A 17,482-nucleotide genomic window follows, 5' to 3' on the forward strand; every position below is an offset into this window, starting at 1 on the left:
CTTGCAGCCGGCGACGTCGGACGAGAAGCGCCGCCAGGCCGCGGCGCAGATCCGCCGCCAGCTGCGTCAGGAAATGGAACAGCGCCATCTGGAACTGCTGGCATCGAATCCGCCGTCGCCGGAAGAATGAGGTAGTGCCGGGCGCTGGCCGGCAACCTCGCGCGCGCTGCCAGACATCATGAGGTTGCCGGCCAGCGGCCGGCACTACCATTTCGAACTCGCCGGGCCATGCCCGGCGGATGCGGATCAACCGGTGTTCTGCACGCCCTGCGAAACACCGTTCACGCACGCCACCAGCGCACGCAGCAGATCGTCATCCTCGCGACCGCTGGCCCGCCAGCGCTGCAGCAGATCCACCTGCAGCACGCTGATCGGATCGACGTAGGGATTACGCAGGCGGATCGACAGCGCCAGCCGCGCATCGTGGTCCAGCAGTGTCTTCTGGTCCATCAATGCCAGCAGCCAGTGCCGGGTGAGTTCCAGTTCGCGCTGCACCTGCGGAAAGAAGCGCCCGTGCAGGTCGCCCGACAACAGCGAGAACTGCTCGGCGATGGTGATATCGCCCTTGGACAGCACCATCGCGATGTCATCCAGGAAGGTGCGGAAGAACGGCCAGTCACGCGCCATTTCGCGCAGGGTCTGTTCGTGGCCGGCATCAACCGCCGCCTGCAGGCCACTGCCCACGCCGTACCAGCCGGGAATCACCGCCCGCGCCTGGCTCCAGGCAAACACCCAGGGAATCGCACGGAGGTTGCCCAGCGCGGCGTCCTGGCCGAGCCGGCGCGATGGCCGCGAGCCCAGCGTCATGCGTTCGATCACGTCGATCGGCGTGGCGGTGCGGAAGTAGTCCATGAAACCGGCCTGGCCGACGAAGCCACGGTAGACCTCGCTGCTGGCCGCAGCCACCGCGTCCATCACCGGTCGCCAGTCATCCTCGCGCGGCTCGGCGGCGCGCGGGCGCAGGCTGGCGCGCAGCACCGCACCGGTGGCCTGCTCCAGCGAGCGCAGGGCCAGCGCACGGATGCCGTACTTGCGATGGATCACCTCGCCCTGCTCGGTCACCCGCAGGCGGCCATCAATGCTGCCGCGCGGCGACGCATCGACCGCGTGCGTGGTCTTGCCACCGCCACGGCTGATCGAGCCGCCACGGCCATGGAAGAAGGTCAGCCGGATGTCGGCCTCGGCCGCCACTTCCAGCAGTTCCACCTGTGCACGCTGCAGGCCCCAGCGCGAGGCCGCGATACCGCCGTCCTTGCTGCTGTCCGAATAGCCGAGCATCACCATCTGCACGTCGTCGCGTGCTTGCAGGTGCGCGCGATAGATGGGGTCGGCCAGCAGGTCACGCAGGGTCGCGGTGCCGCGCTTGAGATCATCCACCGTCTCGAACAGAGGGGCGATGTCCAGCGGCACTGCACCGCCCTCCTCTACCAGGCCGCCACGGCGTGCCAGCGCCAGCACCGCCAGCACGTCGCTGCGGTCGTGCGCCATCGAGATGATGTAGCTGCCCAGCGCATCGCTGCCATGCCGCGCACGCGCATCGGCCAGCGCGGCGAACACCGCATCCAGCCGCTGGTTGCCCTCGTCGTCGCCGTTGGGCAATGCCGTTTCACCGCTGGCATGCGGGCTCAGCAGCCGCGCACGGCCCACCGCATCCAGCGCCTGCCAGGCCTCCTCGCCGCCCAGCACGGCGGCCAGTGCGCGCGCATGCACGCTCGACTCCTGGCGCACATCCAGCCGCGCCAGATGGAAGCCGAACGTCTTCACCCGCCACAGCAGGCGCTGCACGGCAAAGCCGCCGGCATGTTCGCCGCGATTGGCGCGCAGGCTGTCGAGGATCAGCTGCAGGTCGTCGATCACTTCGGCGGGGCCAGCGTAGGCACCCTCGCCATCGTCCAGCGTCGCCTGCAGGCGTGCGCGCATGCGGTCGTTGAGCAGGCGGTACGGCATGTCGGCGTGGCGCGGGCGCGACTGCACCTGCGGCAGCAGCTGCTGGTACTGCACCACGCGCGCCTGCAGCGCATCGCTCACGCCCACCCGCTCGGTGGACTGGCTGAGCAGGCTGGCCAGCTGCAGCAGTTCCTTCTGGTAGCGCCCGAGCACCGCCTGCCGCTGCGCATCCAGCGTATTGCGGATGGTGTGGGCATCCACGTTCGGGTTGCCGTCCATGTCGCCGCCCACCCACGTACCGAAGCGCAGCAGGCGCGGCAGCGGCAGTTCTTCGCCGTAGGTATCGCGCAGCGCCTGCTGCAGCGATTCGTACAGCACCGGAATCACCCGGTACAGCACCTGCACCAGATAGAAGCCGACGTGCTCGCGCTCGTCATCCACGGTAGGCCGCACCGGCGAGGAATCGGTGGTCTGCCACGAAGCGGTCAGCGCCATGCGGAAGCGCGCAGCATCGGCGGCCGCTTCCCCCGGCGTGCGCTGGCCGTCGAGGTTGTCGACCAGGCTGGCCACCATCAGCTGCTCTTTCTCCAGCAGCGCACGGCGCACGGCTTCGGTCGGGTGCGCGGTGAACACCGGTTCGATGTCGATGCGCGGCAGCCACTGCGCCAGCTCATCCAGGCCCACGCCCTGCGCCTTCAGGTGCTGCAGCGCATCCTGCAGGCCGTCGGGCTGCGCCCCAGCGGTACCGGCGCGCTGGTAGTCACGGCGGCGGCGGATGCGATGCACGCGCTCAGCGATGTTGACCACCTGGAAGTAGGTGCTGAAGGCCCGCACCATGGTCTCGGCCTGCTGCGGCGTGCGCCCGGCCAGGCCATCGGCCAGCTCCGACAGCGGCGCCTGGTTTTCGCGGCGGGCGATGGCACGGGTGCGCACGTCTTCGACATCGTCGAGGAAGGCGGCGGAGACCTGCTCAACCAGCAGGTCGCCGACCAGTGCGCCAAGCCGGCGCACGTCATCGCGGAGCGGAAGATCGGGAGAAGCAAATTCGATGCTGCTGCGGTACTCGTTCATCGGCGACGCACAGGCCTCGGTCAACGGATCCAGGCCCCAAGCCTATCCCAGATCGGGCGTCGTGCTGCGATGCAAAAATGGTTTCATCTGGTAGTGCCGGCCGCTGGCCGGCAACCTCAGGTTGCATGGCTCCATGAGGTTGCCGGCCAGCGGCCGGCACTACCGGGTCACGTCAGCGCTTCTTCTTCGCCTTGCCCTGCTCGGCCGGGCCGATGGTCTGCTCCAGCCAGCGCTCGCTCTCAGCCAGCATGGTCATGATCGATTCGCGTGCGCGATAGGCATGCGATTCGTTCGGCAGCATCACCAGCCGCGCGGTGCCACCCAGGCCCTTCACCGCCGCGAACATGCGCTCGCTCTGCATCGGGAACGTGCCGGAGTTGTTGTCGTCCACGCCGTGGATGAAGAGGATCGGGTCCTTGATCTTGTCGGCGTAGTTGAACGGCGCCATCTTCTGGTAGACGTCCTGCGCCTGCCAGTAATTGCGTTCCTCGGCCTGGAAGCCGAACGGCGTGAGTGTGCGGTTGTAGGCGCCGCTGCGGGCGATGCCGGCCTTGAACAGGCGGGTGTGCGCCAGCAGGTTGGCGGTCATGAACGCACCGTAGGAATGGCCGCCGATGGCGATGTGATCGCGATCGGTCACGCCACGACGCACCACTTCATCCACCGCTGCCTGCGCGTTGGCCACCAGCTGTTCGATGTAGGTGTCGTTCGGCTCCTTGTCGCCCTCACCGATGATCGGCATCGACGGGCTGGCCAGAACCACATAACCCTTGGCCAGGAACGCCTGCGGGCCCCAGTAGCTGACCGCATTGAAGCGGTACGGCGAATCGGTCACCTGGCTGGCCGCAGCCGCGCTCTTGAACTCGCCCGGGTAGGCCCACATCAGCAACGGTCGCGGGCCGTCGCGCTTCGGGTCGTAGCCCGGCGGCAGCAGCAGGGTCGCGGTCAGGTCGACGCCGTCCTTGCGCTTGTAGCGGATCTGCTCCTTCTGCACGCCCTTCAGCTGCGGCAGCGGATGGGCGAAATGGGTCAATGCGCGCGGCTGGGTGGCCGCATCGGCCAGCGACTGCACGTAGAAGTTGGCCGGCTCGTCCGGGCTCTCGCGGCTCAGCAGCAGCGAGCTGCCCTGGTTGTCCAGCAATGCCACCGGCAGCGAGTAGCTCGGCGCCTGCGAGTGGAACAGGCGGGTGGCCTTGCCACTGGCGATGTCGAAGCGGTCCACGAACGGACGGTCACCTTCCGGCGAAGCACCGGCACCGGCCAGATACAGGCTGCTGCCATCGGCGCTGGTCTGCAGCAGCGAGCGACCACGATCGTCGCTGGACAACTGCGGACGGCCCGGATCGGAATAGCGGTCCTGCGCGTCACGATCCCACAGCAGGCGAGGCTCGGCACCGGCGTTGTCCGGGGCGATCAGCCAGGTCTTGGTCCTGCGGGTCTTCCACCACGACTCGGTCAGCAGGGCCAGGTCACCGCGGCCCCAGCTGATGCTGGCCAGGCGGCTGCCAAGCTGGGCCAGGGTGACCGGCGGTTTGTCGAACGGGGCGGCCTGCATCAGCACCGCATCGCGCACCTTGGCCTCCCTGTTCGGGTCGCCGCCGTCCTGCGCTTCGGCCCAGACCAGGGTGGCATCGGCATCGCCGCGCCAGCGGATGTCACGCACGCCGGTCACTTCGGCGTCGTTGCCGGTCGGCAAACCTTCCACCAGCGGGCGCACGGCCACGGTGTGCACCAGCTTGCCGCTGGCACGGTCGATCACTTCAATGCGTCGCGGGAAGCTGTCCACCGGCACCACGTAGGAATACGGGCGCTGCACCGGCTGGCGCAACACGAAGCGGCCATCCGGCGACACTGCAAAGCCCATGAAGATGCCGGCCGCGCCGATCGCGCGGGTGCTGCCATCCAGGCTGACTTCCATTGGCTGGGTGGTGGCGTAGTAATCGAACTGGCGCGCGTCGGCCTCGTTCTTCAGCAGATCCTGGTAGGTACGGATCGACACCACGCCGCCGCCCTGGCTGGTCTGCTGCACGGCCGGGCCGGTCGGAATGCCGTCGGCGGCCGGGGCCGCACCGAGGTTGGCCGGGCGGGTGAACACCACCAGGCCGCGGCTGTCCGGCAGCCACTGGTAGCCGCTGCCGATCACCGTGTTCAGGCCGGCAACCAGGCGGCGGGCACTGCCACCGGCCACGTCCACCAGCCACAGTTCATTGGCGCCACTGGCGGCGTCGATCTGGTTGAAGGCCAGCCACTTCTGGTCCGGCGACCACATCACACTGGCAATCGACAGCTTGGCCGGCAGGCCGCTGATCTGCCGCTCCTTGCCGTCGGCCACGTTCATCAGCCACAGCTTCTCGCCGAAGCTGAAGCGGCTGTCGGAGAACGTGCGCGGGTTGATGCGCAGGCCGGCCAGCTTCAGTTCCGGCTGCGCCACCACCTGGATCGAAGGCAGCGACGGCATCTGCATCATCGCGGCCACGTCGCGGCGCGGCGACAGGTACAACGAGGGCGCACGGGGCGCATCCACCACCGCCTGCAGCGCGGCCGACGGCAGTTCGTAGCCGTTGACGCCCTGGGCCTGTGCGGCCGCGGGCTGCGGCGATGCCGCCCAGGCCAGCGGGGCCACCGCCAGCAGTCCCATCGACAGGACCAGGCCGGTCCAGCGCCGGTTGCGGCGCGCGTGCATGTTCATCGTTCCACCTGTGTGATGCGTGAAAACACCGACCTTAACAGGCCGTGCACGCGATCCCACCTGCCGATGGTTGGGTCATCCCGATGTCATGCCGGGGCCGCGATATAATGGGGGTTCTCCCCTGCCGAGGGGCGCTGCGACCGGATCCCATGAGGCCCGGCCAGGCTCGGTAAGGTGGCTTTGTAACAACGGCGCCCGGCTAGATGCGAGCACCCGCTCGCCCACAACCGGAGCACACGAATGAACGCTGTTGCCAAGACCTTCTCCACCGAAGGTGATTACAAGATCCGCGATATCACGCTGGCCGACTGGGGCCGCAAGGAACTGGACATCGCCGAGCACGAAATGCCGGGCCTGATGTCGATCCGCCGCAAGTACCAGGCCGAGCTGCCGCTGAAGGGCGTGCGCGTGACCGGCTCGCTGCACATGACCATCCAGACCGCGGTACTGATCGAGACCCTGAAGGACATCGGCGCCGACGTGCGCTGGGCCTCGTGCAACATCTTCTCGACCCAGGACCACGCTGCCGCGGCCATCGCCGCCACCGGCACCCCGGTGTTCGCCTGGAAGGGCGAGACCCTGGAAGAGTACTGGGACTGCACCCTGGACGCGCTGACCTTCACCCTGGCCGACGGCACCCTGACCGGCCCGGAGCTGGTGGTGGACGACGGCGGTGACGTGACCCTGCTGATCCACAAGGGCTACGAACTGGAAAACGGCAGTGACTGGGTCAACACCGCCTCGTCCTCGCACGAAGAACAGGTCATCAAGAACCTGCTCAAGCGCGTCGCCAAGGAGCGCCCGGGTTACTGGGGCCGCGTGGTCAAGGACTGGAAGGGCGTCTCTGAAGAGACCACCACCGGCGTGCACCGCCTGTACCAGCTGGCCCAGGCCGGCACCCTGCTGATCCCGGCGATCAACGTCAACGACTCGGTCACCAAGAGCAAGTTCGACAACCTGTACGGCTGCCGCGAATCGCTGGCCGATGGCCTGAAGCGCGCGATGGACGTGATGCTGGCCGGCAAGGTGGCCGTGGTCTGCGGCTACGGCGACGTCGGCAAGGGCTGCGCCGCCTCGCTGCGTGCTTACGGCGCGCGCGTGATCGTCACCGAGATCGACCCGATCTGCGCCCTGCAGGCGGCGATGGAAGGCTATGAAGTCAACACCATCGAATCGACCCTGGGCCGTGCCGACCTGTACGTCACCACCACCGGCAACAAGGACATCATCCGCATCGAGCACCTCAGCGCGATGAAGGACCAGGCCATCGTCTGCAACATCGGCCACTTCGACAACGAGATCCAGGTCGATGCGCTGGTGTCGTTCGCCGGCATCAAGCACGTCAACATCAAGCCGCAGGTGGACAAGTACATCTTCCCGAACGGCAACGCGATCTTCCTGCTGGCCGAAGGCCGCCTGGTGAACCTGGGCTGCGCCACCGGCCACCCGAGCTTCGTGATGTCCAACAGCTTCGCCAACCAGACCCTGGCACAGATCGACCTGTGGGCGAACAAGGACAGCTACGAGAAGAAGGTCTACCTGCTGCCGAAGAAGCTGGACGAGGAAGTGGCGCGCCTGCACCTGGAAAAGATCGGCGTGAAGCTGACCACCCTGAGCCAGGAACAGGCCGACTACATCGGCGTACCGGTGGAAGGCCCGTTCAAGCCGGACCACTACCGCTACTGATGCCCTGCGCGGTGCCGGCCAGCGGCCGGCACTACCAGCGTGCGCGGGGTCGGATCCCTTTCCGCAGGAAGGGGTTCTGCCCCAGCAACGGATGCACACGGAACGGGCGACTTCGGGCGCCCGTTCTGCGTTCGCGTGTGGTCATACACCACGTATCCACCCAACCCACAGTAGATCCACGCCATGCGTGGATGTTCCCCACCAGTGCGGGGACAACAGCCTCGGTCAAGGCAAGGCCTTCACCCCGCGCTACGATGCGCCCATGACCCCGGCCATCAACCTCCTCAAGCGCGAGAAGATCGCCCACACCGTGCGCAGCTACGTGCACGACGCCCACGCCGAATCGTATGGCGGTGAAGCCGTCGACAAGCTCGGCCTCGATCCGGCCCAGGTGTTCAAGACCCTGCTGGTCAGCACCGAAACTCATGAATTGCTCGTTGCAATCGTGCCGGTGGCCGGCCAGCTGGACCTGAAGGCATTGGCCGAAGCGGCCGGCTGCAAGAAGTGCGAGATGGCTGCTGCTGACGCCGCACAGCGCGCGACCGGTTATCTGGTCGGTGGCATCAGCCCGCTCGGGCAGAAGAAGCGCCTGCGCACCTTCCTGGACGCCAGCGCGCAGGCATTGCCCAACCTGCATGTCAGCGCCGGACGCCGTGGCCTGGAAGTGGAACTGGCACCCACCGATCTGCTGCGGCTGACCGCCGGCCACTACGCCGCGATCGGCAAGGCACGTTGATGCGCTGGCCGTGGTCCGCAACGCCGTCGCCCCGGCTTGAGGATGCACAGGCCGATGTGCTGCTGCAGGACCTGTTGTCGCGCGACGCAACGCGCATTACCGATGCCGCACGCACCGTCGCCCAACTGTTCACTCCCGCATCCCTGGAGGCGTTGAGCGCGCATGTGGATACGATTGAACGCAGCTGCCAGGGCGTCGCCCTTGGCGGCATGCTGATCAGCAATCAGGCTCACCTCAAGGCGGCCCTGCAACGGCTGCGCTACTGGCAGGCGCGCGAAGGCTGCCTGTGCGCCTTGTATCCAACCTATGTGTTCTTCAGCCCCGAGCCGCTGCTGGAACAAGGTCACGTGCAGCTGCGTGCACGGGGCGAAGCGGAGGACGGCTGGGGCGAATGCTACCGGCTGACGTGCACCTGCTGCGCGCAACCATGGAGTGCGACCGAGCGCGAGTACCACTACCGTTGGTGGGAGTGGAAGGCCGAGCCCGCCCTGCAGACGCCTTAGTTGAGCTTGAACGTGACCGTTCCGCGTATCAGGCTCATGTTTGGCGCCTTGCCCGCCGCTTCACGCTCATAACGCCAGTCACGCGCGTGCTTGAGCGCCGCCGCATCGAGCAGTGGGTACCCACTGGATCGGGACAGGATGATCGCCTGGGCCTTGCCCTGTGCATCCAGCAGCAGCATCAGCTCGACGCCACCCTGCTGGGCCTCGCGCATGGCGGCCGCAGGATACGTCGGGACAGACGAAAGTCGCCGCTGGTGCCAGCCTCCTTCCCGGGCAATCAACGGCGTGCTGGAAGAGAGTGGGCAACGCGCAGGCATCTGCAGGTCGAAGCCCGCAGCCCCTTGCGACGGCCGGGTGGTGGCTGGCGCACCGCAGGCGATCGCCGACACGCTCTGGAGCAACGACTGCTGACGCGAAAGCGCAGCTGCGTCATCCGCTTCCACATGGAACGTGCAGCGCCCCGACGTTGCTTGCGCCTGCAGTGAACCCACGCCCGCGTCGCGGATCAGCGTCACGTCGGACAGGGCCCCACAGGCGGCGCCTGCATCGTACTTTGCTGCCGAGCTTTCACTTGCGGCCAGCAGGCCTGCGGCGACCCATGCAAACGGCATCCAGCTGCGAACATTCATCCCTGTGCTCCCTGCGTTGATTCACCGCCATGGTAGCGCCCCGCTGCAATCCGCCCTGTTCAGATGCCGACTGTACGACCACAGCGTGGGCTCACGGCCGCCAGTTGGCGTTATTCTCCCAGAACTCCACCGAACGCCGGTAGGCCTCCCGGTCCAGCGGCACACCGGAACCGCCCTCCTCCACGCCCAGCGCATTGCGCATCATGGTGATCGGCGCCATCGGCACCTCTTCCGGCTCGGCGGTGTAGATGCAGCCGACGATGCCCCAGTCGGCCTCGATCGGTGAACCTTCCCTGGCCAGCTGTTCGGCGCTGTACAGGATCACCACCAGGTAGTTCGCACGCGGCGATTCCACGCCTTCGAACCAACGCACCAGCACCGGCAGCTCTTCACGATTGCGCGCCTCGTAGCCGCTGCGCAGCAGGTGGCGGTTGGCATCGGTAATCGGCACCGTCAGGCAGCGTGTGCTGGTCCAGTTCTCGTAGACGAACAGCTTGCAGAATGGCGCGTAGCCCTCGAGCACCTTCATCGGCGCGTGTGCGTTGAGGTGGGCTTCAAACTGCTCGGCAGTGCAGTCCTGGATGGTGTTGCCGCGCGGCACGCGCGGGAACAGGCGGGGACGGGCGAATTCGGTGAGGACGATGGACATGGCATGCCGCGTACGGAAACAGGCACTCAGGGTAGCGCCCGCAGGGCTTGAAGTCTGCTTCACATCGACCAGCCACCCTGCTGGCACATCCCCTGGAGAACCCTGCATGCGCCGCTTCCGCCACGCCCTGCTGTCTTCGCTCCTTGCCGCTCTGCCCCTGCCCGCTCTGGGCGCGCCTTCACCGCCTGATGCATCGCCACGCGTCCTGTTGGTGGTCAGCAGCGAAGGACGTGATCAGGGCAAGTCCCGTCCGGGCTTCGAGATGGACGAGTTCGCCCAGGCCTGGCTGATCCTCAGGCAGAACGGATTCGAGATCGACGTGGCGAGCCCCAAAGGGGGCGCTGTCGAAGCAGACAAGTACAACCCCGATGAGGCCTTCAATGCCGCTGTCATTGCCGATTCGCAGGCCATGGCCAAGCTGGCGGCAACCCTGCCCACCGCGCAGCTGCGCGCGAACGACTATGAGGGCGTACTGGTGATTGGCGGCAAGGGCGCGATGTTCGATCTTCCCGCCGATCCCGCGCTGCGCGACACGATTGCCGCCATATGGGAATCGGGCGGGCTGGTGGCGGCGGTCTGCCATGGTCCGGCGGCGCTGGCAGGGGTACGCCTGGCCGATGGACGCTCTCTGGTGGACGGCCGCGCCATGACCGGCTTCACGGAAGAGGAAGAGTCGTTGTTCGGCAAGCGCTGGGCGAAGGAGTTCACCTTCCAGCTTGAACCGCGCATGCGGGAGCTGGGCGCACACTGGCAGGAGGCACCGCTGATGATGCCCAAGGTCGTAGTCGATGGACGCCTGCTGACCGGTCAGAACCCGTTCTCGACCGCTGCACTGGCTGACGCCTTCGTGCGCGCCAGCGGGCGTGTGCCACTGGCACGCCAGGCATGGCGCGATGAACGCAGCATGGCGCTGGTGGAGCAGCACCTGCAGCAGCGCGATGGGCGGGCGGCGCGAATACTGGCACAGCGCCCGTCCGACCATCACGTCGAGCTGATCGGCATGCTGGGCTTCTACCAGCTGAAAGCGGCAAAGGACGCCACTGCAACCACCGACGCGCTGGCCATCATGCAGCTGGCCAGCCCGCATATGGACGAGCCAAGGCTGCAGGTCGCGATGGCAGAAGCACACTGGCGCCTGGGCCGGACCGATCTGGCCCGTTCGCAGGTACTGGCTGTGCTGGAAAAGCAGCCCGGTCTGGACGAAGCTAGCGCTCTCCTGGCCCGCATGCAGCCCTGACCATGGACGCCGAGCGCCTGCGCCTGCAGTTGATTGAAGACAACCTGCCGTTGGCATCGACCATCGTCGACATGCTGCAGTCGCACGGCCATCTGGTCGATTTTGCCGCCGACGGCCAGGCTGGCCTGCGTCTGGCGCTGGCGTCACCGCCGGATGTACTGCTGCTGGATATCGGGCTGCCCGGCATCGACGGCGTCACCATCTGCCAGAGACTGCGTGAATGCAGCGACCGGCACATCCCCGTCCTGATGCTGACCGCACGCGACGCGATTGGTGACAAGTTGCAGGGCTTCGCGGCCGGCGCAGACGACTATCTGGTCAAGCCGTTCGATGACGCGGAGCTGCTTGCCCGCTGCCTCGCCCTCGCCCGTCGCCACCGCGCTGGCCAGGCGAACCTGCTGCAGGTGGGCCCGCTGAGCATCGATCGCCGCAGCGGCCAGGCATCGCGTGCGGGCACGCCGCTGGAGTTGCCACAGGTGGCGCAACGCATCCTGCTCATTCTGGCCGAGGCGTGGCCACGCACCGTCACCCGCAGCGAGCTGGTGCAGCGGTTGTGGGGCGATGAAGCGCCGCCCTCCGATCCACTGCGCTCGCATCTCTACCTGCTGCGCCAGGCGCTGGACAAGCCGTTCGAAGGCGAGATGCTGCGCACCGTTCACGGCGTCGGCTTCCGCTTGGAGGCAGCGCCATGAAAGCACGCCCGGTCCAGCACCTGCGCCGCCGCCTCGCCGTCGCCTTTACTGCGTTCGCCCTGCTCATCGCCACGGTGTTCGGGCTGTACTCGCTGGTTTTCATGTATGCCGTCGAGGACAGCCTGTTCAATGCCCAGCTGGCGCGCGAAGCTCAGGCACAGCTTGCCCACCATGCGCGCGATGGTCGCTGGCGCACGCCGGCCGAAGCCGCCGTCCAGCTGCATACCTCACCGTCGACATTTCCCGCCGACCTGCACCGGGTGTTCGCCGATGAACCCTGGCGCTCGGAATTCGCTGGCGATGACGGGCGCCATTACCATCTCTTGCGGCTCACGCCAGCGGCATCGGCCCCACCGGCGTGGCTGGTGTCTGAAGTCAGCAGCCAACTGGTGGTACGGCCGATCCGCGACAACGTGGTGATGCTGCTTGCCGGCACTGCGCTGGTGATGGTGCTGTTGGCGATCCTGCTCGGCAGGTGGCTGGCCCATCGCGTCACACGCCGGCTGTATGCGCTGGTCGAAGAGGTCGAGATACTGCAGCCGATGACCGGCCACGGCACGGAACTTGCCGCACGCTTCGATGGCGACGAGATCGGCGTGCTGGCACGTGCGCTGGACGGACTGTCGGCACGGGTCGCCGCCTTCGTCGCGCGCGAGCATGCGTTCACCCGTGATGCCAGCCATGAACTGCGCACTCCGCTGACCGTCATCTCCAGCGCGGCGGGCCAACTGCTCGGCGAACCCGGGTTGTCGGAGCGCGGCCGGCAGCACGTGCAGCACATCCGCCTGTCTGCACTGCAGCTGCAACGGGCTGTGACCGCGCTGCTGGCCCTGGCGCGCGAGGAACCCGCAGGTCACTGCGCCGGGCCGGTCAGGCTGGTTCCGCTGCTGGAACGTGTGATTGTCGAACAGTCGCCCTTGCTGGCGTCGCGGCCGGTGCAGGTACAGCTTGTGGTACCCGACGACGCCACGCTGCGTGCTCCCGAGGCGGCGCTGCACGTGGTACTGGCCAACCTGATCGGCAATGCCTTCGCACACACCGCCCATGGGCAGGTGCTGATCGCGTTGGACGCAGGACACCTGCTGGTGCATAACACCACAGACACCACACCATCGCTGGGCAATTGGCCCGAACCACGCCCGTTCGACAAGCGCGCGGGAAGCAGGGGCAGCGGATTGGGCCTGGAAATCATGCGGCGGCTGTGCAGTCACTATGGTCTGCACCTGGACATCCGGGTCGAACGCGATGGTGTCAGTGCACGCCTGCGCGGCCAGGCCAGCGGCCCATGAGGCGCCTGCTGCGCGCACTGCTGGCGGCCCTGCCGGTGCTGCCCTTGGCCTTCGTGGCGGCGCTGCTCTGGCCCCTGCGCGGAGCACCGCTGCCGGAGGCGGGCAACAGCCGCGTGATCGTCAACGTACGGGTCGTGGACGTGCACAACGGCATTGCCGGCGAGCCGACCCGCGTCACGCTGCGCAACGGCATCATCACCGCCATCGGCAATGATGTACACGACACGGCGCTGCCCGTGTTCGATGCCGGTGGCCGCTGGCTGGTGCCCGGCTTCTGGGACATGCATACCCATGCACTGCAGTTATCGCCGCAGCTGCAGTTCCCGCTGATGCTGGCCAACGGCATCACCGGCACCCGCGACATGATGGACTGCCCGCAGACCACCGATCCGCTGATCGCCTGCGTGGCCGACAAGCGCCGCTGGACCGCACAGGCCATTGCCGGGCAGCAGGTTGCACCGCGCTTCGTGCAGATCGCCAGTTTCTACTTCGAAGATCCGTCACTCGCGCCGGATGCCGCGGCTGCGCGTGCACGCACGTACAGCGCACGCGGTGTCGACGCGCTGAAGGTCTACAACCGGCTGCGTGCGGATACCTACCAGCGGCTGGCCACCGAGGCGCAGCAGCTGCGCCGTCCGCTGGTCGGCCACCTGCCCAGGGCCGTGCCTCTGGAAGACGCGATGCAGGCGGGCCAGCGCAGCTTCGAACACGCCCATCTGTTCGTGCGGCATTGCTTCGAAAACGCAGCCGCCTGGCGTGGCGGCGCGCTCGACGGCGAAGACCCGACCAAACTGGCCGAACGTATGGTGGCCAGTCACCAGCCCGCGCTCTGCAACAAGGCGTTCGGTTTGATGCAGGCCAGCGGTGCCGCGTTCGTACCGACCCATGTCACCCGCGAAGAGGACGCGCGCGCACGCGACCCCGCCTTCGCCGACGACCCGCGCCTGGCCTATCTGGATCCGCTCTCACGCTGGGCGTGGCGTGATGACCTGCAGGCCACCGTGGCGCGCTACCCCGGCCCGCGCGGTGAAACTGCATTGAAGGCCTATTTTGAGCATGGCCTGGTGCTCACCGGCGCCGCGCATCGCGCAGGCGTCCCCGTGCTGGTCGGTACCGATACCGGGTTGGGCGGCTTCCGCTACCACGATGAACTGCAATGGCTGCGGCACGCCGGCATGAGCCGGGCCGACGTACTGCGTGCGGCCACGCTGCAGGCCGCGCGTCATCTGCAGCTGCAGGCATCACATGGCAGCGTCGAGGTTGGCAAGGCCGCCGATCTGGTGCTCCTCGATGGCGACCCGCTGCAGGACACCGCAAACACCCGTCGCATCCACGCGGTGCTGCTGGCCGGCCACCTGTACGATCGCCCGCGGCTGGATGCCCTGCTGGCGTATGCGCGTTCACAGGCACGCTCACCAGCGGTGATGGCGCGCCTGCTGTGGGGCTTCCTCACCAGCCCGGTCAGCGCCGAGCTGTAGCCGCAGCTACAACGCCATGCGCTCGCGCAGTTCGCGCGCCTGCCGCCGCGACACGTCCACTTCACTGCCGTCGTCCAGCGTCAGATCGTAGCCATCGGCAATACTTGGCGTTACGCCACGAATGCGGCGCAGGTTGACCAGCGTATTGCGGTTGGCGCGGAAGAACAGCTCTGCCGGCAGGCGTGCTTCCAGCGCACTCAGGCTGCGGGTCAGCAGGGCATTCTGGTCGCGGAACCACAGCCGCGTGTAGTTGCCATCCACCACCAGCCGGCGGATCTCGGACACCGCCACGAACCAGCAGCGTTCGCCCTCGCGCACGAACACCTGGTCCTGCGCAGCCAGCGTGCTGCGCGAATCCGATGCTCCGGCCGAAACCACTTCGCGCTGACGTGCCCGCTCCAGCGCCTCCAGCAGCCGCGGCGCTTCCACCGGCTTCACCAGATAGTCCAGCGCATTTGCCTGGAAGGCGCGCACGGCATAGGTGTCGTAGGCGGTGACGAATACCACCGCCGGCACCGTCTCCAGGCCGTCCAGCACATCGAAACCACTGCCGGAAGGCATCTGCACGTCCAGCAGCACCAGGTCCGGCGCCAGCGTGGCGATCGCCTCGCGTGCGGCGGGCACGTCGTCGGCTTCGCCCACGCACTGCACCCAGGGCAGCGCCGACAGCAGCGTGCGAAGCTCCTGGCGCGCCAGCCGTGCGTCATCGACGATCAGTACACGAAGTACGCCACTCATTGCGGAATCTCCAGCAGGGCCTGCATGCGATCGCCGACCGGCTGCAGGTTGAAACGCCCGCGCGAACCGAGCTGCGCACGCAGATAGGCCAGGCCGACGCCATGCCCGTAGGTGGGCTCGCCGGCGCTGCCCAGCGGGTTGTCCACCTGCAGGCGCAACACGTGGTCGTCCAACGTGGCCCGGATCTCTATCCCGCCACCGCCGGGGCGACTGGCTATGCCATGCTTGATCGCATTTTCCACCAGCAGCTGCAGTGCCATCGCCGGCAATTGTGCCTGCAGTGCGCCGGCATCGATGTGCTGGTTTACCTGCAGGCGCTGCTCGAAGTGGATCGCCTCGATGGTCAGGTAATCGTCCACTACCGCCAGTTCCTCGGCCAGCGTGACCTGCTCGCTGCGGTTGTGCGCCAGCGCCTGGCGCAGCGTGCGCGACAGGCGGGTGACCATGTCGCGCGCACGCTCGGGATCTTCCAGGATCAGCGCGCGCAGGTTGTTCAGCGCATTGAACATGAAATGCGGGTTGAGCCGTGCGCGAAGAGCATCGCGCTCCAACGTGCTGCGCTCGGCCTCGGCGCGCAGGCGGGCCAGCTCACTGTGGCGGGCCCGGCGCAAACCGTGCAGGCCTGCCCACAGGCCCGTCCACATCAGCAGGAACAGTGCGGTGTTCATCCAGTACACCAGCAACGACGACCACTGGTAATCCGCGTGGCCGCCAGGCAGCTGCACCCAGCCCAGCGCCAGTGCCGGCAGCAGCAGCGCGGCAGTCACCGCCTGCGCGACGCTGGCGCCGAGCACCACACCGGCAGCCAGTTTCAACACCAGGCTTCCCAGGCTGCCCTCCCACCAGTGCTGGCGTAGTGCAACCGCGCGCAGCGTGCCGCTGCACAACCACAGGCAGGCGGCCACGCTGACGGTGATCAGCACGATGCCGCTGAACACCACGCCGCCACCGATCCGCATCCCGACCCACAGCCCGTACATCGCATAGCCAGCCCATGCCAGTGCATTGAGCGTCCAGAAGCGGCGGGATGACGTGGTGGCGTCCATGCGGGCTCTCGGCGATGGCAGGAGGGCGGACAGCGGTCAGGGATGCGCGGCGAGGAAACGCTGCACCTGTTCCTGCAACCAGCGCGGATCATCCCACATCAGGAAGTGGAATCCCTGCGCGCTCATCTCGATCTGCACGTCCTGCAGTTTCGCGTACTGGGCCTGGAACACCGCGCGGGTGCTTTCCTCGGTGCCACCCATCGGCTGGTAACCGGCCCAGCTGCCCAGCACCAGCGTCGGCACGCTGATCGAGGCGATGCTGTTACGCAGGTCGGTGGTCATCACCGCGTGCATGGCGTCAGCCGTGGTCTGGCGGTCGCTGGCTTCGCCCCAGCGACCCAGTTCGGCCTGGCGCTGCGGATCGCGGGTCATGCCTGGCAGGCCGGCCTTCAGCTGCGCTTGCCACTGCGCGGCATCGGCGGCGAGCATGCCCTTGCGCAGCTGGTCGGCCATCGGCCGCACGCTGTCTGCGGTGGCGTTCGGGTCACGCGCCGCCGGCAGGAACGGCAATGCATCAACCACCACCAGCGCGCTGACCGCCTTCGGCTCGGCCTGTGCCATCTGCAGGCCCAGCAGGCCGCCGAGGCTGTGGCCGACCACCACCACCGGGCCCAGCTGCTGGTCATGCAGGTAGGCCAGCAACTGGCCGCGCATCGCCGGCAGGAATCCAGCCGGGCGCGGATCGGCAGGAGCCGCGCCGGCAAAGCCCGGCAGCTGCACCAGATGGCACTGCACGTCCTTCAGCGCCAGGCACGTCTCGCGCCAGACCTCGGCACTGCTGTTGAGGCCGGGGATCAGCAGCAGCGGGCGGCCCTTGCCGACCACCTCGACCTGCACCTTGCCGGTGCCGGTGCCGGTGGCGGCCGTCGCATGGGCCGAACCGGAGCCCAGCACGGCCATCGCCATGCCGATCATCGCCAGCCGGGCCAGCGCCTTCATTGCGTACCAGAGTGCCAGGAAGATCTTCATCGTCTGCTCCTTCATCGGGTGGATGTTGCCGGGATGGGAGCAGCGTGGGCCGGGCCGAGGCATACAGGTTGCGATTTCGGAGCAGCGGCCGCACGGTGGGGCGAACGGTCGCAGGCGCCGGACGGCATTTGCTCACGCGCCATTCGCACATCCATCTTGATGAAGCGATATACTTACTCAAAC

General features: G+C 67.4%; 14 protein-coding genes, 1 pseudogene and 1 riboswitch. Of the genes and pseudogenes, 8 read left to right on the forward strand and 7 right to left on the reverse strand.

Going from position 1 to position 17,482, the window contains the following annotated elements; all coding sequences use genetic code 11:
- A pseudogene (locus tag AC5P57_RS19510) lies at positions 1–130 on the forward strand (acyl-CoA thioesterase); the annotation flags it as partial.
- Between the two features lie 116 nt (positions 131–246).
- On the opposite strand, the gene ppc reads toward AC5P57_RS19510, so the two are convergent.
- Together ppc and AC5P57_RS19520 are read right to left on the reverse strand one after the other, a co-directional pair.
- The gene (ppc, locus tag AC5P57_RS19515) at positions 247–2,958 is read right to left on the reverse strand and encodes a phosphoenolpyruvate carboxylase (protein WP_262234619.1); all 2,712 of its coding nucleotides are present in this window, start codon (positions 2,956–2,958) and stop codon (positions 247–249) included.
- Between the two features lie 172 nt (positions 2,959–3,130).
- The gene (locus AC5P57_RS19520) at positions 3,131–5,647 is read right to left on the reverse strand and encodes a S9 family peptidase (RefSeq protein ID WP_262234562.1); all 2,517 of its coding nucleotides are present in this window, start codon (positions 5,645–5,647) and stop codon (positions 3,131–3,133) included.
- Positions 5,648–5,767: 120 nt separating this feature from the next.
- Positions 5,768–5,851, forward strand: a riboswitch (S-adenosyl-L-homocysteine riboswitch).
- Positions 5,852–5,887: 36 nt separating this feature from the next.
- On the opposite strand from AC5P57_RS19520, the gene ahcY reads away from it, so the two are divergent.
- The 3 genes from ahcY to AC5P57_RS19535 all read left to right on the forward strand — a co-directional run bounded on the left by ahcY (position 5,888) and on the right by AC5P57_RS19535 (position 8,572).
- A complete protein-coding gene (gene ahcY, locus AC5P57_RS19525; protein WP_004154241.1) occupies positions 5,888–7,333 on the forward strand; it encodes an adenosylhomocysteinase in 1,446 nt (481 codons plus the stop codon).
- Positions 7,334–7,595: 262 nt separating this feature from the next.
- Positions 7,596–8,069, forward strand: a complete 474-nt coding sequence (gene ybaK, locus AC5P57_RS19530) for a Cys-tRNA(Pro) deacylase (protein WP_262234560.1) — start codon at positions 7,596–7,598, stop codon at positions 8,067–8,069.
- Positions 8,069–8,572, forward strand: a complete 504-nt coding sequence (locus AC5P57_RS19535; protein ID WP_262234559.1) for a hypothetical protein — start codon at positions 8,069–8,071, stop codon at positions 8,570–8,572. The genes ybaK and AC5P57_RS19535 overlap by 1 nt, the downstream gene beginning before the upstream one ends.
- Here AC5P57_RS19535 and AC5P57_RS19540 read toward each other — a convergent pair.
- Complete coding sequence (locus AC5P57_RS19540) at positions 8,569–9,087, reverse strand: energy transducer TonB (RefSeq protein ID WP_262234558.1); 519 nt, start codon at positions 9,085–9,087, stop codon at positions 8,569–8,571. The genes AC5P57_RS19535 and AC5P57_RS19540 overlap by 4 nt on opposite strands.
- 205 nt (positions 9,088–9,292) lie before the next feature.
- Positions 9,293–9,850, reverse strand: coding sequence for a DUF3228 family protein (locus AC5P57_RS19545; protein ID WP_262234557.1), 558 nt, complete (start codon positions 9,848–9,850; stop codon positions 9,293–9,295).
- Between the two features lie 106 nt (positions 9,851–9,956).
- Here AC5P57_RS19545 and AC5P57_RS19550 point away from each other — a divergent pair, with 106 nt between their 5' ends.
- From AC5P57_RS19550 to AC5P57_RS19565, 4 genes are read left to right on the forward strand one after another with little or no spacing between them, the layout of a single operon-like run.
- A complete protein-coding gene (locus AC5P57_RS19550; RefSeq protein WP_262234556.1) occupies positions 9,957–11,087 on the forward strand; it encodes a type 1 glutamine amidotransferase domain-containing protein in 1,131 nt (376 codons plus the stop codon).
- A gap of 2 nt (positions 11,088–11,089) precedes the next feature.
- Complete coding sequence (locus AC5P57_RS19555; protein ID WP_262234555.1) at positions 11,090–11,779, forward strand: response regulator transcription factor; 690 nt, start codon at positions 11,090–11,092, stop codon at positions 11,777–11,779.
- Positions 11,776–13,068: a sensor histidine kinase gene (locus AC5P57_RS19560; RefSeq protein WP_262234554.1), complete on the forward strand. Its 1,293-nt coding sequence runs from the start codon at positions 11,776–11,778 to the stop codon at positions 13,066–13,068. The genes AC5P57_RS19555 and AC5P57_RS19560 overlap by 4 nt, the downstream gene beginning before the upstream one ends.
- The gene (locus AC5P57_RS19565) at positions 13,065–14,546 is read left to right on the forward strand and encodes an amidohydrolase family protein (RefSeq protein WP_262234553.1); all 1,482 of its coding nucleotides are present in this window, start codon (positions 13,065–13,067) and stop codon (positions 14,544–14,546) included. Before AC5P57_RS19560 ends, AC5P57_RS19565 begins: the two co-directional genes overlap by 4 nt.
- A gap of 6 nt (positions 14,547–14,552) precedes the next feature.
- On the opposite strand, the gene AC5P57_RS19570 is transcribed toward AC5P57_RS19565, so the two are convergent.
- The 3 genes from AC5P57_RS19570 to AC5P57_RS19580 are packed head-to-tail and all read right to left on the reverse strand — an operon-like array spanning position 14,553 to position 17,299.
- On the reverse strand, positions 14,553–15,284 hold the full coding sequence (locus tag AC5P57_RS19570; RefSeq protein ID WP_099553628.1) for a LytR/AlgR family response regulator transcription factor: 732 nt from the start codon (positions 15,282–15,284) through the stop codon (positions 14,553–14,555).
- A complete protein-coding gene (locus AC5P57_RS19575; RefSeq protein WP_495219760.1) occupies positions 15,281–16,330 on the reverse strand; it encodes a sensor histidine kinase in 1,050 nt (349 codons plus the stop codon). The genes AC5P57_RS19570 and AC5P57_RS19575 overlap by 4 nt, the downstream gene beginning before the upstream one ends.
- A 36-nt stretch (positions 16,331–16,366) precedes the next feature.
- Positions 16,367–17,299, reverse strand: a complete 933-nt coding sequence (locus AC5P57_RS19580; RefSeq protein ID WP_262234551.1) for an alpha/beta fold hydrolase — start codon at positions 17,297–17,299, stop codon at positions 16,367–16,369.
- Between the last annotated feature and the right edge of the window lie 183 nt (positions 17,300–17,482).

The sequence above is a fragment of the Stenotrophomonas sp. YJH_SMC_79 genome (assembly GCF_059367995.1).